Raw genomic sequence first — 14,738 nt, forward strand, 5'->3', positions numbered from 1 at the left:
AAGGCCGGAGCAACTAAATGTACAATTACTTCATCTTGTTATAATTTATGTAATTTTAACCCCAATACTGTATCGCAAGCCAATAAATCAGGCAGACAATATTTAAACCTAAATATAAATGACACAAAGGTTTAATTTTTTCTTCTAAAATTTCACTTTTACGCTTAAAAAATAGAAAAGCATTTTGTAGCAAGATGACAGGTACTAGCACACAGGCAATGATTACGCTCAAGCCAATAAATGCACCGTAAATAATGTCAGGATCCTTAGTTTGAGCACGGATAATCAGCATCGCAATGGTCGGAGCGCCACCCATCGCGAATAACAAGGAATAGAACATCGTTCCCGAGATATTTTTATGCATCCTGCGTACTCATATTTTATTTTGTTTTATTCTAACAAGCGCCATGCCACTGCACAGCACTTGCCGTTAAGACTTTAGTCCTGAATTTCCAAATTATTTCTTAGTCTTATATACCGTCATCGCTTCAGGCATCAGCTGTTGCAAGGCTGCAATTCGGTCATCATTCGTTGGATGTGTAGAAGTAAATTTATTCAGGACACTATTACCACGGCTGTCTTGTGCATTCATTTTTTGCCACAAAGTAATCGTTGCATTCGGGTTATAGCCTGCTCGTGCCATTAGCATGAGACCGCCTTTATCGGCACGGCTTTCCAGATTACGTGAGAATGGCAAGCCTACACCAAATTGAGCACCCATATCCAGCAGTAGCCCACCATAACCACCAGCGGACTGCCCGACGTACTTGCTACCGATACTTACTGCCAGATCAGTCAGTGCTTGCGCTCCTACCTTATTTTTTGAATGTTCCTCAAGCGCATGCACCATTTCATGCCCCATGATGGCAGCAACTTCATCGTCTGTGAGTTTTAGTGTGTCAACAATGCCCGTATAGAACACCACCTTGCCACCTGGTGCGACATACGCATTAATCTCGTTGGATTTAATCACAGCCACTTGCCAGTCAAACTTCTGACCGGTCTGATTCAGTTGATCTGCATAAGGCTTCATTTTCAGGAAAACCCGATTTACTTTTTTATAGGTGGCAGAAGTCGTATCCAGAATCTGTTTCTGCTTGGCCTCTGTCAGCATCTGATTATAGCTTTGTGCTGCACTCAGATTTAATGTAGCTGAATCAGCTCCCATCAAATCTGCAACCGTAGTACACCCCGTTAATGTGGTCGCAATGACCATCCCCGCCAATAAATTTTTATATTTCATGACCTTCTCAAATATATAAGGTCAAAACATCATAAAGAATCCAAACAGGTTTTCAATCATTTTTATAAGCTTTTCCAAATAAAAAACCCTGTGAAATCACAGGGTTTTTTATCATTTTTAGCTTAAAGGATTAAGCATCAAACGGATGGCGAAGAATAATGGTTTCTTCACGGTCTGGACCAGTTGAAATGATGTCGATTGGACATTCAATCAATTGTTCAAGACGTTTCACATAGTTAATTGCCGCTTGTGGCAATTGGTCTAGTGATTTCGCACCGAAAGTAGATTCTTTCCAGCCTGGCATAGTTTCGTAAATCGGTTTTAAAGTTTCAAATGCAAGCGCATCAGAAGAACCAACACAGCCAGAATCAGCAGCTTCGTAACCTACACAGATTTTCACTTCTTCCAAACCGTCAAGAACGTCAAGTTTAGTCAAGCAAATACCAGACAGTGAGTTCACTTCTACTGAACGACGCAGGATTTCAGCATCGAACCAGCCACAACGACGTTGACGGCCAGTAGATGCACCAAATTCTGAACCTACAGTACCCAGGTGTTTACCGATTGCATCACCTGTATCAGTTGCAGCGTCATACACCAACTCAGTTGGGAATGGACCTGAACCTACACGAGTAGTATACGCTTTAGTAATACCCAGTACATAGTCAAGGTGTAATGGACCAAGACCTGAACCTGAACTTACGCCACCAGCAGTCGTGTTTGAAGAAGTCACGTACGGATATGTACCGTGGTCAACGTCAAGCAATGAACCTTGCGCACCTTCGAACATGATTTTCTTGCCAGCTTTACGGTAAGCGTGAAGTTCACCAGTCACGTCCATGACCATAGGTTCGATCACTTTGCGCCATTCGTCGCAAAGCGCAAGTACGTCTTCAACTTTAACTGCTTCAACACCGAAGAATTGAGTCAATTGGAAGTTGTGGTATTCAAGCAATTCTTCAAGCTGAGCTTTCAGATGTTCGCCACCACGTACCAGGTCAGCAACACGGATTGCGCGACGTGCCACTTTATCTTCATAAGCAGGCCCGATCCCACGACCAGTTGTACCGATTTTCGCATTACCACGTTTTTTCTCACGAGCTTGGTCAAGTGCGATGTGGTGCGGAAGAATCAATGGACAGTTTGGAGAAATGCGTAGACGTTCACGTACTGGCACGCCTTCTTTTTCAAGAATATCCATCTCTTTGATGAGCGCTTCAGGTGAAAGAACCACACCATTACCAATTAAGCACAATACGTTTTCACGTAAAATACCTGATGGAATGAGGTGTAATACAGTTTTCTTACCACCAACCACGAGAGTATGACCTGCGTTATGTCCGCCTTGATAACGAACTACTGCAGCCGCTTGATCTGTGAGCAGGTCGACGATTTTACCCTTACCTTCGTCGCCCCATTGGGTACCAAGTACCACAACATTCTTGCCCATAATAGCCTCATTACATCATGCTGTTAAAGTTGAAAGTCCCACTCAGCGACATGAACACTGAGTAAAACAATTAAAGCGATTAAATCGTTTTGATAGTCCACTCACCGTCCACATTCACCAGCTGGTGAGTTGCATACGGTACTGAGTTTAAATCATCATTACCTAATAACTGAATTACACTTAAGCCTTGTGCACGGGTTGCCTGAATCGCATTTAACAGCGCAGCATCTGTACCCTTAGGTGCTACCACAACTTTAGCTGTAGCAAACTTGCCTGCACTTAAAGCATATAAGTCACAAGAGAAACCAGTTGCCGGACGTGCACGACCAAAATGCTCACCAATGCCATCATAACGGCCACCTTGTGCTAAAGCAGCAGCACGGTTCGGTGCATAAACTGCATACATCAGGCCGGTGTGATAATGGTATGAACGTAACTCGACGACATCAATCCCAATATGCAGATTCGGCCAGCGCACCTGAACTTCATTTTTGGTGGTTTGCAGTGCATCAAATGCCTGTTTGAAGGCTGGATTTTCTAATACTTCAGCACTTAAATTCGTTTTTAAGGCATCCAGGTCACTTGCAAAGCGGCCAAGCGTATAGAAGTCTGAACCAAACTTAAGATTTGCAGTAAATTCAGCCAGTTCCGGCAATGCTTTACGTTGATACAGATCAGACAGTTGGCGTTCGGTTGCTTTACTTAAACCCGCTTGTGCAATCAGACTACGGAACAGACCAACATGACCTAAGTCAAGGTGGACGCCGTCGGCCAGACCCGCTTCCTGAATCAGGCTGATCATCAGGTCAACCATTTCCACGTCAGCATCAATGCTGTCTGAACCAAATAATTCTGCACCTAATTGCAATGGTGCACGTGTGGTATTAAATCCTTGAGGTTTTGTATGTAAAACCGTACCCGCATAGCAATAACGAGCCACACCTTCCACTGGATGTACATGCGCATCGATACGAGCCACTTGTGGTGTCATATCGGCACGCACACCAAGCAAGCGGCCAGACAGCTGGTCGATCACTTTAAAAGTGGCTAAGTCTAAATCCTGATTCGATTCTGAGAGAGAAGATAGAGATTCAATGTATTCAATAAATGGCGTGTACACCAGCTGATAACCTCGAGATGCGAGGAAATCCAGTGATTGACGGCGCAGGCTTTCGATGACTTGCGCTTGTTCTGGTAATACATCAGCTACACCATCAGGTAATAACCATGTCTCTGAAATGGGCATGTTGTAAACCTAAATTCTTGTCAGCGCGGAATAAACCGCATAAAAAAATCGGGAGCACACCCGATTTCTCCTAGTCTAGCACGATCGTTTAGGCTGTGCATCGCAATTTTGATAATTTTCTCTGACTGAACAAAGGACTTAGATAGATAAACCAAATCATCTCTTTCTTATTAAGAGAAAATAGGCTGAATAAAATTTAATAACCAATATATCAACTTGATTTTCTAATATATTTCCCTAACCAAAACAATGACGAAAAACTTATTCTTGATTCAATCCTCATCTATCTAAGAGTAAAAATTTATAAAATATCAGTACTAGATGCTTAAAAATAATCCTATACAAAAACTCAATGTGGGAACTTAAATGACCAAGAAAACAGCATCATTCTGGTAGAGTTTAAAGGCACTGCAAAGACTCCTATATTTCTTATAAACTTTCTTTCTCCTTCTAGAATAAAACCCGATCATCTCATGCCTCCCTTCCAGCCACGTATTACGCCTTCTGATGCTACTCCTCTGAGTGATTTTCAGCGTGGTGTGAAAGACTGCCTACCTTTATTATTAGGTGTAATTCCTCTGGCGCTGGTCTTGGGCGCAACAGCAGCACAAAAAGATTTTAGCCTGCTTGAGGTTCCCTTGCTGACCGGGCTGAACTTTGCTGGCGGTTCCGAGTTTGCAGTTTTAGAAGCCTGGACTGATCCACCGCATCTGCTTACCTTAATCTTTATTACTTTTCTCATTAACAGCCGCTATATTCTGCTCGGTGCCAGTTTAGTACCTTATTTAAGACATCTTCCAAATCGAAAAGTCTTTCCGGCATTATTTTTTATGGTGGATGAGAGCTGGGCCTTAAGCCTGACAGATGCACAGCGTCGACTGTCACAGTTTGGTTATCGATATGCTTTTAGTCTGCCTTATTATGCCGGGCTATGTATTGTTCTTTATCTGGCCTGGGTCGGCTTTACGACACTCGGTGCCCTGCTTGGACCTGTGCTAGGTGATATTAACCGTTTTGGTTTTGATATGGCTTTCCCCGCCATTATGCTGGTTTTGCTGAAAGGCATGTGGAAAGGCTTTACTGAAGCGAGGCCCTGGTTAGTGAGTCTTGTTTGTGCAGCACTGGCTTATAGCTATCTACCGGACAACTGGTATGTGCTGATTGGCGCACTTGCAGGCATTACCTCTGCCTTCTGGCTCATTCAGAAGGATGAAGCATGATTCAGATGAGCACTTTTATTGCAATCTTATTGGTGGCGCTAACGACTTACTGCGCCCGGATACTTGGCTATGTCCTACTCAAGAACAAAACCTTAAATAATCGTCAGCGTAAAATTCTGGAAGTAATTCCAGGTTGTGTACTGATTTCGATGATCACCCCATATTTTTTACGAGATGATCCGGCTGATCTGATCGCTATAATGTCGACACTATTCGCTGCATCACGCTTTGGGATGCTGCCAACCATTTTGATTAGCATGGCCTCGGCAGCTATTTTAAGAATGTTACTAGTTTAAATCCTTTATATAAGGCTAAGCCAGCATGAAAGGGTCTTATGACTTTGGTTCTACTACTTTAGCGAGCAGATTTACCAGTTCTGCATTTTGCAGCTCAACTTTTTGCAGTTTGGCTGTAGTCTGATCTAGTACTTCCTGCTGTACATGCATCTTTTTCGCCAGATCCTGCATAATTTCCAAGGTCTTTTTTAAATTTTCTTCCAGATGTGCCACTTTTTCCTCAACTGGCACGCCTTCCACATTTTGTGAACTCTCATTATTATTAAATTGCAGCCAGATCAAAAAAATCACAGCCAAGGTCAGTAATATAATAAATCCCCAGATCAACATCATGTGCTTGCTCTTATTCCATTTAATTATCTTTATCTTAACGAAAAAATATCCAGATCACAGAAATATTCGGCATAAATCCGGAGCTTTTCGATCAATTACGTCCAACTTCTTATTCATTTTCTTCTAATTTTTTAATCTTGCATAAAAAAGCACCCCATTTGGGATGCTTTCAAAATAGCTTAATCTGTATAAAAGGATTCACAGAGATCCAGCAAACGGTTGGCATAACCCCATTCATTATCATACCAGGCAAATACTTTAGCCTGATGCCCCACTACCAGGGTTTGGGTCAGATCCACAATCAATGAGTAAGGCGAATGATTAAAGTCTGAAGATACTAAAGGCTCATCTGTCACAGACATGATTTCAGCAAAATCCTGACGTGCAGCGTTAATTAATAGTTCATTTAACTGATGATCAGTAATGGGTGACTGAGAAATAAAAGTCAGATCAATTGCTGCGACATTAATGGTTGGCACGCGAATCGAATAACCATCAATCCGGTTCTCCATCTTCGGCATTACGCGTTTTAAAGCACCCAAAGCTGAAGATGTGGTTGGAATAATATTTTGCCCGGAAGCACGGGCACGTCTTAAATCACGATGGGCATGATCCAGTACTGACTGATCCGCAGTCACCGCATGAATTTCAGTCATCAGTGCAGTCTCAATCCCAAAGGCATCATCAATGATTTTGACTAGCGGTACCAATGCCTGCGTAGTACAAGACACGCTAGAAATAATCTGGTCACTTTCTTTGACATCACGATGGTTGACGCCATAGACAATTGCAGCATCCACCGTATCAAACGGTGCAGCGCCGATAATCACCCGTTTTGCCCCGGCAGTAATATGCTGAGTCGCAGCCTCACGCGAACGGAATAAGCCGGTACATTCCAATACCACATCAATATTCAATTCCCGCCATGGCATTTCCACCGGATTCGCCTGTCTTAACACCTGAACTTTCTGATAAGCATCGCGATAAGTGACATGCAGGTAGGCATACTCATCTTCATACGTCAGATCAACCTGCCCCGGGAAACGGCCATGAGTAGAATCATATTTAAATAAATGCAATAAGGTTTCAACGTCGGCAACGTCATTAATGGCAACGATGTCAAAATTAAAATCTTTCGGATTTTCAAACCATGCACGCAACACATTGCGTCCGATTCGTCCAAAACCATTAATTGCGATACGTTGCATCGACGTTCCCTACTGCGGCATAAAACTTTATGCGCCTATATTAATGGAATTATCCAGCTGACTGATAACTATTCAGCTAAATCCACTAAAAATTACACAGAATGTCCAATATTTCATCGAAAAATTCATGCTTTACTTGAAGCAATCCAGTCTTTCTATCAGCGAGAATGAAGATAAATTGCTGTAATGACAATAGCTTTTGATTTTGCAGGGCATTTTTCTGATTTTTCTAATATTCATTCCTTATAGTTTTATGATCTATAAATATGAAAATCATTGGTTGAACAGGCATTTTCCGTTATAATTTGGCGTTTTTAAATATTTAAGCCCCGCATTGCAGCAGAGAACCAACCTTCTTGTCAGACTGTGATGTTTTTAGCCAAATCGGAAATTATGGAGTGACTTGGTTGTGAGTACTCGTTTTATGACATCAGCTGAAATTCGCGAAGCTTTTTTAAGCTACTTTGAATCGCAAGGGCATACACGTGTCGCGTCGAGTTCTCTGGTTCCTGCCAACGACCCAACATTATTGTTTACCAATGCTGGTATGAACCAGTTTAAAGACTGCTTCCTGGGTCTGGAAAAACGTGACTACGTTCGTGCAACATCTTCACAAAAATGTGTACGTGCAGGTGGTAAACACAACGACTTAGATAACGTTGGCTACACAGCTCGTCACCACACATTCTTTGAAATGCTGGGTAACTTCTCGTTTGGTGATTACTTCAAACGTGATGCGATTAAATTTGCTTGGGAATTTCTGACCGGCGACAAATGGCTGGCACTGCCTAAAGACAAATTGTACGTAACTGTGTATCACACTGATGACGAAGCGTTTGATATCTGGAATAAAGAAGTTGGTCTAGATGCCAGCCGTATTATCCGCATTGGTGATAACAAAGGCGAAAAATACGCATCAGACAATTTCTGGGCAATGGGCGATACTGGTCCTTGTGGTCCATGTTCTGAAATCTTCTATGATCACGGTGAGCACATTTGGGGTGGCCTGCCTGGTACACCTGAAGAAGATGGCGACCGTTTCATCGAAATCTGGAACAACGTATTCATGCAGTTCAACCGTACTGCGGATGGCGTCCTGCACCCTCTTCCAGCACCTTCTGTTGATACCGGTATGGGCCTTGAGCGTATTTCTGCGGTTCTGCAACATGTCAACTCTAACTATGAAATCGACCTGTTCCAAAACCTGTTAAAAGCTGCTGCTGAAATTATCGGTCTAGATACTTCAGATATTGAAGCGAAAGCACAAGCTGAAAACAAACCGGTTGAATACCCTGCTTCACTTAAAGTTGTGGCTGACCATGCACGTTCATGCTGCTTCCTGATTGCGGATGGTGTGAACCCTTCGAATGAAGGTCGTGGTTATGTACTGCGTCGTATCATCCGCCGTGCAGTTCGTCACGGTAACAAACTGGGTGCGACTGGTTCATTCTTCCACAAAATGCTTCAGCCTTTAATTGATGTAATGGGTGCTGCTTATCCAGAGCTTGAAGCAAACAAAACACGTATCGAAGCTGCATTGCTGAAAGAAGAAGAACAATTCGCGAAAACACTTGAGCAAGGTCTGAAATTGCTTGAAGGCGAATTGGCAAACCTGAAAGGTTCTGTGATTCCAGGTGAAATCGTATTCAAACTTTATGATACTTACGGCTTCCCAACTGACCTTACAGCAGATATCGCACGTGAACGTGATTTAACGATTGACGAAGCTGGCTTTGAAAAAGAAATGGCTGCACAACGTCAACGCGCACGTGATGCCGGTAAATTCGCAATCGACTATAACAGCGTTGTTAAAGTTGAAGGCGAAACTCAGTTTGAAGGTTATGACGCGACCGCAGGTCAAGGTCAAATCATCGCAATCTACAAAGATGGCGAACAGGTTGACGAAGTGGTTGAAGGCGACGACGCATTAATCGTTCTTAACCAGACTCCTTTCTATGCAGAAAGCGGTGGTCAAATCGGTGATACAGGACTCTTCAAAAACGATACCGGTATTTTCGAAGTTCAAGATACCAAAAAATCTGGTGGTGCATTCGTTCACCAAGGTATCGTGACTATGGGTAACTTGAAAGTTACTCAAAACGTGGAAGCAACGGTTAAAGCCGACATTCGTGCCGCAACTGCACGTAACCACTCTGCAACTCACTTGCTACACGCTGCCCTACGTCAAATCCTGGGTTCACACGTACAACAAAAAGGTTCATTGGTTGCGTCTGACGTATTACGTTTCGACTTTGCCAACGATCAGCCTGTAACGTTTGAGCAACTGCAAGAAATTGAACGTCTGGTAAATGCCGAAGTGATTGCCAACACGCCTGTTACCACTGAACTGCTCGACATCGAATCTGCGAAAGCCAAAGGTGCGATGATGCTGTTCGGTGAGAAATACGGTGAAGAAGTTCGCGTATTGTCTATGGGTTCAGTGATTGACGAAAAAAACTTCTCTATCGAGCTGTGTGGCGGTATTCACGTGAAACTTACAGGTGACATCGGTCTGTTCAAAATCACTTCTGAAGGTGGTGTCGCAGCAGGTGTACGTCGTATTGAAGCCGTAACCGGTACTAAAGCGGTTGAAGCCGTACAGAAAGTCGATCGTGATGTTCAATATATCAATGGTTTGTTAAAAGCACAGAACCATCAAACAGTCGAAAAAGTTGAAGCTGTGGTGGACACTGCGCATCAATTGCAAAAACAGATTGAACAGCTGAATCAAAAATTGGCAAGCCTACAAGCCGGTGAACTTTTAAGCCAGGTTCAAGAGCTTGCTGGTCGTAAAACATTAATCACGACTGTTCAGGGTATGGATGCGAAAGCACTACGTAACCTGCACGATGGTGTGAAATCAAAATTAGAAAATGCAGTCATTGTTCTTGCAGGTGTAGAGGGTGACAAGGTTAGCTTGATTGCATCTGTAGCTAAAGACTTTACTGCTTCTATTAAAGCGGGTGACATCATCAAACACTTGGCAACTGAGCTAGGTGGTAAAGGTGGTGGTAAACCTGACTTGGCACAAGGTGGCGCGCCACTTAACGAGAAGTTTGCTCCAGTGATGGCTGATTTAGCAGCTTGGCTTGAAGCAAAATAAAAACTTCATTTTGTGTAACTGACCCTGATCGGAAAATCAGGGTCATGGTTTATATGGAACAACTATGGCATTAATCGTTCAAAAATATGGCGGTACCTCAATGGGTACTCCCGAGCGCATTCTCAATGTTGCTCGTCGTGTGAAGCGCTGGCATGACCATGGCCACAAGATGGTTGTAGTCGTATCTGCTATGAGTGGTGAAACCAACCGCTTGCTTGCTCTCGCGAAAGCCATTACCGAAACCCCTGACCCACGTGAACTTGACCAAATGGTTTCTACGGGTGAACAGGTAACGATTTCCATGTTAGCTATGGCGCTGAATTCAATTGGCGTTGAAGCTAAATCTTTAACTGGTCGCCAGGTTGGTATTAAAACTGACAGTGCATTCACCAAAGCACGTATCGAATCTATTGATACCGATGTATTGACTGAAAACCTGGACGCAGGCCGCGTGATTGTGGTTGCAGGTTTCCAAGGCTTTGATGCTAATGGCAATACCACAACTTTAGGTCGTGGTGGTTCTGATACTTCAGGTGTTGCCCTTGCTGCAGCGCTAAAAGCGGATGAATGTCAGATTTACACAGACGTTGATGGCGTATATACGACTGACCCTCGTGTTGCTCCTAAAGCGAAAAAAGTAGACCGTATCTCTTTCGAAGAAATGCTGGAAATGGCATCTTTAGGTTCTAAAGTTCTTCAAATTCGCTCTGTAGAATTTGCAGGCAAGTACCAAGTGCCTTTACGGGTACTCTCAAGCTTCGATAATGACAATGATGGCGCATTTGACGAAGACTTCAAAAACAACGTCGGAACTCTTATTACTACTGAACTGGAAGACAACATGGAACAGCCAATTATCTCTGGTATCGCGTTCAACCGCGACGAAGCTAAACTGACTATTCTGGGTGTTCCAGATGAGCCAGGTATTGCATCTAAAATTCTTAAACCAATTGGTGATGCCAATATCGAAGTGGATATGATTATCCAGAACGTTGAAGAAGATGGTACAACTGATTTCACGTTTACTGTAAACCGCGGTGAACTCGCTAAAGCCAAAAAAATCCTTGAAGAAACTGCTCAAGCGATTGGCGCACGTGAAGTTGCAACTCGTGATGACATCGTAAAAGTGTCTATCGTAGGTGTAGGTATGCGTTCTCACGCTGGTGTAGCGAGCAAAATGTTCACTGCCCTTGCTGATGAAGGCATCAACATCCTGATGATTTCTACTTCTGAAATCAAGATTTCAGTAATTATCGAAGAGAATTATCTTGAGCTTGCAGTTCGCTCACTTCACACTGCGTTTGGTTTAGACCGTGAACATGGTGAATCTAGCGCACGCGCTTAAGAGAACTACAAAATACCGTCATTGTCTGACAGTATTTCATTAAATCTCTACAAAAATGCAGGGCCACTATAGTTTTTTTTATAGTGGCTCTGTTATATTAAGCCTAAGGATTTTCAACAGCCTGGATAGTTAACCTCTTCATTTCATGGACAGGACTTTCTATTCAAACTTTAATTATATAATTTTAGGTTGTGTTTTTTTATTACATTCAATAGATTGCAGGTTTTGCATTTTGCAAGGAGAGAAACATGCTGATTTTGACTCGACGCGTCGGGGAAACTTTAATGATCGGAGACCAAGTCAGCGTGACTGTACTTGGCGTAAAAGGCAACCAGGTTCGTATTGGGGTAAATGCTCCGAAAGAAGTCTCTGTACACCGTGAAGAGATTTACCAGCGTATCCAGCATGAACGTGCAATGCATGAACATCTTCAGCATATTGACCAGGATTATCAGCCTTCTTCTTATGAAGATGATAACCAGACACAAAATAACTTTAACCGTTAATTTTGTATGAATATAAAAGCGGCTTTTAAGCCGCTTTTAATTTGTCTAATTTTCAACTGCATAGCAAAATAATCAGACTTTATCCTGCCTGCTGCTGATCAAGCAACGCTGCCAGCACTTTTTTCACCGGTCCGAAACTACGACGGTGCTCATCAATCACCCCGTGTAAGGCAATCGCTTCAAAATGTGCTTTGGTCGGATAACCCTTATGCTTGGCAAAGCCAAATTGTGGATACCTCTGATCCATCTCTACCATCTGGCGATCCCGGGTCACTTTTGCCAGAATACTGGCTGCCGAGATTTCAGGATGCAGAGCATCCCCACCTACAACCGCATCACAGCTCATCGCAAGACCCTGAGGAATCTTGTTGCCATCGACCAGTACATGTTCCGGCTGAATGCTTAATGCTTCCACAGCGCGGCGCATTGCCAGCAAAGAGGCCTGGAAAATATTATGCTCGTCGATTTCTGCCGCAGAGGCTTCAGCGATGGCCCAAGCCAGTGCTTTTTCCTGAATCTCAATAAAAAGTTTTTCTCGCTTCTTCTCGCTTAGCTTCTTGGAATCATTTAAGCCCCGAATCGGGTTGTTCGGATCCAATATCACAGCTGCAGCGACTACCGACCCTACTAATGGCCCACGCCCTGCTTCATCTACACCAGCAATGTTCATTTTATTTCCCATAAAAAATAGGCTGAACCAGTCAGCCTATTCAAATTTGATTTTGACTTAGTTTACCGCTTCAGCCACGCAAGCGTTAATAGTATTTGCAACGACATTGCCTACAATAGTTGCACGTGCTGCTGGGTCAATTGCTGCAGTCGCCAAATCTACCGCAGTCACGTTTTGTGGTGCTTTTTCACTCACGCAACCACAAATTTCAGACTGGATATTCTGTTTTTGTGTTTCTGTCATTAAACGTGTTGCAGTTTGCCAAGCCGGAATATTATTTAGTTCAGTAACACATTTTGCATTGATGGCAATTTTAATGGCTGCAGAACCGAGTTGCTGACCTGTACTTGCTTGAGTTGGGGTGCCTGTACCTTGGGGTGCTACGCAGGCAGAAAGAACAAGTGCTAATGGAGCAACAACAGCCAATAATTTTTTCACGGATTTTATCCTTTTTTCAACTTTTAAAATATGCAGCTATTGTGCCGAAGTTTATCGCAATAAGAAATCTAAAAATGCGCCATGATGTCTAATCTGCGCACAGCCAGATTCACAGCCATCACAGGAAAGAAGACTCACTACTCATTTAAGGGTAAGGCCTGAATAAGCCAGCCCCCAAAAATCCTTAATTGATAAACTCGCCCATACAGCCTTTTAAGCTATTGGCAATTGCTTTACGGGTCAGCTCTTTTTTAGTTTCTTCATCAACGGTTGCTTTTAACAGGGTTTTAGCCGGAACACCTTCCAAGGCATGCTCACCTACACAGCCACATACTTTTTGCTGTAAATGCTGTTTATTGGCTTCAGCCATGAAATAAGTACCCATTTTCCAGACTTTGGAATCTTTCAGCTCTTGGCCACACTGATATTCAATCAGAGGTTTCAGGGCTTTCTGAGTCATTGAGGTATCTGCACAAGCAGGATTGATTAAGCTAACAGCCAGAACAGGCCACAGGAATTTTAATTTCATCTTTGGTTCACAGATCAGATTAAATAAAAAGGCAGAGCGAACTCCACCCTCTTTGGGCTAACAAATTTACTGGAATGATATTTTAAACGAGTGCCTGAATCAGGCTGATCCATTTCTGTTTTTCAGCATCAGAAATAAATGAAGCTTCAAAAGAATTGATCGCCAGCTGTTTTAGCTCATCATTGCTTAGGTCCAAAGCTTCAGCAATGGCAATGAAATTGTCATTCATATAACCACCGAAATACGATGGATCATCTGAATTCACTGTGACATGCACGCCGTGCTGCAACAGGCGACGGATATTATGCTGCTGCATATCATCTACCACACACAGTTTCAGGTTTGAAAGTGGACATACTGTAAGCGGCATCTTCTCTGCAATCAAACGCTGCATCAATTCTAGATCTTCCTCAGAACGTACCCCATGATCAATACGGTTTACTTTTAATAAATCCAAAGCTTCCCAGACATATTCTGCCGGACCTTCTTCACCCGCATGTGCAACCACCAGAAAACCGGCTTCACGCGCTTTGGCGAAAACACGTTCAAACTTAGACGGTGGATGCCCGACTTCACTTGAATCCAGCCCTACTCCAATGATTTGATCTTTATAAGGCAGTGCTTGCTCTAATGTCTCAAATGCTGCTTCTTCACTAAGATGACGTAGGAAACACATGATCAGATGTGAAGTAATGCCTAATTTAGCTTTCGCATCATCACAGGCTCTCTGCAAGCCATTGATCACGGTTTCAAAAGCAATGCCACGATCGGTGTGGGTTTGCGGATCAAAGAACATTTCAGTATGCACGACATTGTCATCTGCGCATTTTTCAAAATACGCCCAGGCCAGATCATAAAAGTCCTGTTCATGAATCAGAACATTGGCGCCCGCGTAGTAGATATCTAGGAAAGATTGCAGATTATGGAAATTATAAGCCTGCTTTACTTCCTCAACCGATTTATAAGGAATGCTAATTTCATTACGCTGTGCAATTGCAAACATTAACTCAGGTTCAAAGGTACCTTCGATATGCACATGCAGCTCAGCCTTTGGCAAGGCCTGAATCAATTCAAGACGGTTCATCGCTACTCCTGATTAAACCTGAGAAAAATAAAAAAGGGTGCAAACTGAGTTTACACCCTTTTGATAT

At 43.0% G+C, this 14,738-nt stretch carries 15 protein-coding genes; 5 read left to right on the forward strand and 10 right to left on the reverse strand.

The window, feature by feature from the left end; genetic code table 11:
- Window positions 1-55: 55 nt before the first annotated feature.
- From G5T77_RS02750 to G5T77_RS02765, 4 genes are all read right to left on the reverse strand, one after another.
- Window positions 56-364, reverse strand: coding sequence for a hypothetical protein (locus G5T77_RS02750; RefSeq protein WP_166136070.1), 309 nt, complete (start codon window positions 362-364; stop codon window positions 56-58).
- A 93-nt stretch (window positions 365-457) separates the two neighbouring features.
- The gene (locus G5T77_RS02755) at window positions 458-1,243 is read right to left on the reverse strand and encodes a M48 family metallopeptidase (RefSeq protein ID WP_166136067.1); all 786 of its coding nucleotides are present in this window, start codon (window positions 1,241-1,243) and stop codon (window positions 458-460) included.
- Window positions 1,244-1,373: 130 nt separating this feature from the next.
- Window positions 1,374-2,693, reverse strand: a complete 1,320-nt coding sequence (locus G5T77_RS02760) for an adenylosuccinate synthase (protein ID WP_004784184.1) — start codon at window positions 2,691-2,693, stop codon at window positions 1,374-1,376.
- A gap of 79 nt (window positions 2,694-2,772) precedes the next feature.
- Window positions 2,773-3,939 carry an ATP phosphoribosyltransferase regulatory subunit gene (locus tag G5T77_RS02765; protein WP_004815411.1) on the reverse strand — a complete coding sequence of 389 codons (1,167 nt, stop codon included), beginning with the start codon at window positions 3,937-3,939 and terminating at the stop codon, window positions 2,773-2,775.
- A 473-nt stretch (window positions 3,940-4,412) separates the two neighbouring features.
- Between G5T77_RS02765 and G5T77_RS02770 the strand changes: the two genes are divergently transcribed.
- A complete protein-coding gene (locus tag G5T77_RS02770) occupies window positions 4,413-5,159 on the forward strand; it encodes an AzlC family ABC transporter permease (protein ID WP_166136064.1) in 747 nt (248 codons plus the stop codon).
- Window positions 5,156-5,455, forward strand: coding sequence for an AzlD family protein (locus tag G5T77_RS02775; RefSeq protein ID WP_166136061.1), 300 nt, complete (start codon window positions 5,156-5,158; stop codon window positions 5,453-5,455). The genes G5T77_RS02770 and G5T77_RS02775 overlap by 4 nt, the downstream gene beginning before the upstream one ends.
- A gap of 36 nt (window positions 5,456-5,491) precedes the next feature.
- Here G5T77_RS02775 and G5T77_RS02780 read toward each other — a convergent pair whose 3' ends face one another.
- Together G5T77_RS02780 and G5T77_RS02785 are read right to left on the reverse strand one after the other, a co-directional pair.
- Window positions 5,492-5,788, reverse strand: coding sequence for a hypothetical protein (locus tag G5T77_RS02780; protein WP_004815405.1), 297 nt, complete (start codon window positions 5,786-5,788; stop codon window positions 5,492-5,494).
- 179 nt (window positions 5,789-5,967) lie between these two features.
- Window positions 5,968-6,996 carry a type I glyceraldehyde-3-phosphate dehydrogenase gene (locus G5T77_RS02785; RefSeq protein ID WP_166136058.1) on the reverse strand — a complete coding sequence of 343 codons (1,029 nt, stop codon included), beginning with the start codon at window positions 6,994-6,996 and terminating at the stop codon, window positions 5,968-5,970.
- A 409-nt stretch (window positions 6,997-7,405) separates the two neighbouring features.
- Between G5T77_RS02785 and alaS the strand changes: the two genes are divergently transcribed.
- From alaS to csrA, 3 genes are all read left to right on the forward strand, one after another.
- Window positions 7,406-10,099: an alanine--tRNA ligase gene (alaS, locus tag G5T77_RS02790; RefSeq protein ID WP_171521864.1), complete on the forward strand. Its 2,694-nt coding sequence runs from the start codon at window positions 7,406-7,408 to the stop codon at window positions 10,097-10,099.
- Window positions 10,100-10,163: 64 nt separating this feature from the next.
- On the forward strand, window positions 10,164-11,444 hold the full coding sequence (locus tag G5T77_RS02795; RefSeq protein WP_166136055.1) for an aspartate kinase: 1,281 nt from the start codon (window positions 10,164-10,166) through the stop codon (window positions 11,442-11,444).
- A gap of 248 nt (window positions 11,445-11,692) precedes the next feature.
- Complete coding sequence (gene csrA / locus G5T77_RS02800) at window positions 11,693-11,950, forward strand: carbon storage regulator CsrA (protein ID WP_004784202.1); 258 nt, start codon at window positions 11,693-11,695, stop codon at window positions 11,948-11,950.
- 79 nt (window positions 11,951-12,029) lie between these two features.
- Here csrA and rnhB read toward each other — a convergent pair whose 3' ends face one another.
- From rnhB to G5T77_RS02820, 4 genes are all read right to left on the reverse strand, one after another.
- Window positions 12,030-12,620, reverse strand: coding sequence for a ribonuclease HII (gene rnhB / locus G5T77_RS02805; protein ID WP_166136052.1), 591 nt, complete (start codon window positions 12,618-12,620; stop codon window positions 12,030-12,032).
- Window positions 12,621-12,677: 57 nt separating this feature from the next.
- On the reverse strand, window positions 12,678-13,058 hold the full coding sequence (locus G5T77_RS02810; protein WP_159123230.1) for a hypothetical protein: 381 nt from the start codon (window positions 13,056-13,058) through the stop codon (window positions 12,678-12,680).
- 184 nt (window positions 13,059-13,242) lie between these two features.
- Window positions 13,243-13,587 (reverse strand): hypothetical protein, encoded by a 345-nt coding sequence (locus G5T77_RS02815; protein ID WP_004815392.1) that lies wholly within the window; start codon window positions 13,585-13,587, stop codon window positions 13,243-13,245.
- A gap of 82 nt (window positions 13,588-13,669) precedes the next feature.
- Window positions 13,670-14,671, reverse strand: coding sequence for an adenosine deaminase (locus tag G5T77_RS02820; protein WP_166136049.1), 1,002 nt, complete (start codon window positions 14,669-14,671; stop codon window positions 13,670-13,672).
- Between the last annotated feature and the right edge of the window lie 67 nt (window positions 14,672-14,738).

The organism is Acinetobacter sp. GFQ9D191M (assembly GCF_011174875.1).
GTDB lineage: Bacteria > Pseudomonadota > Gammaproteobacteria > Pseudomonadales > Moraxellaceae > Acinetobacter.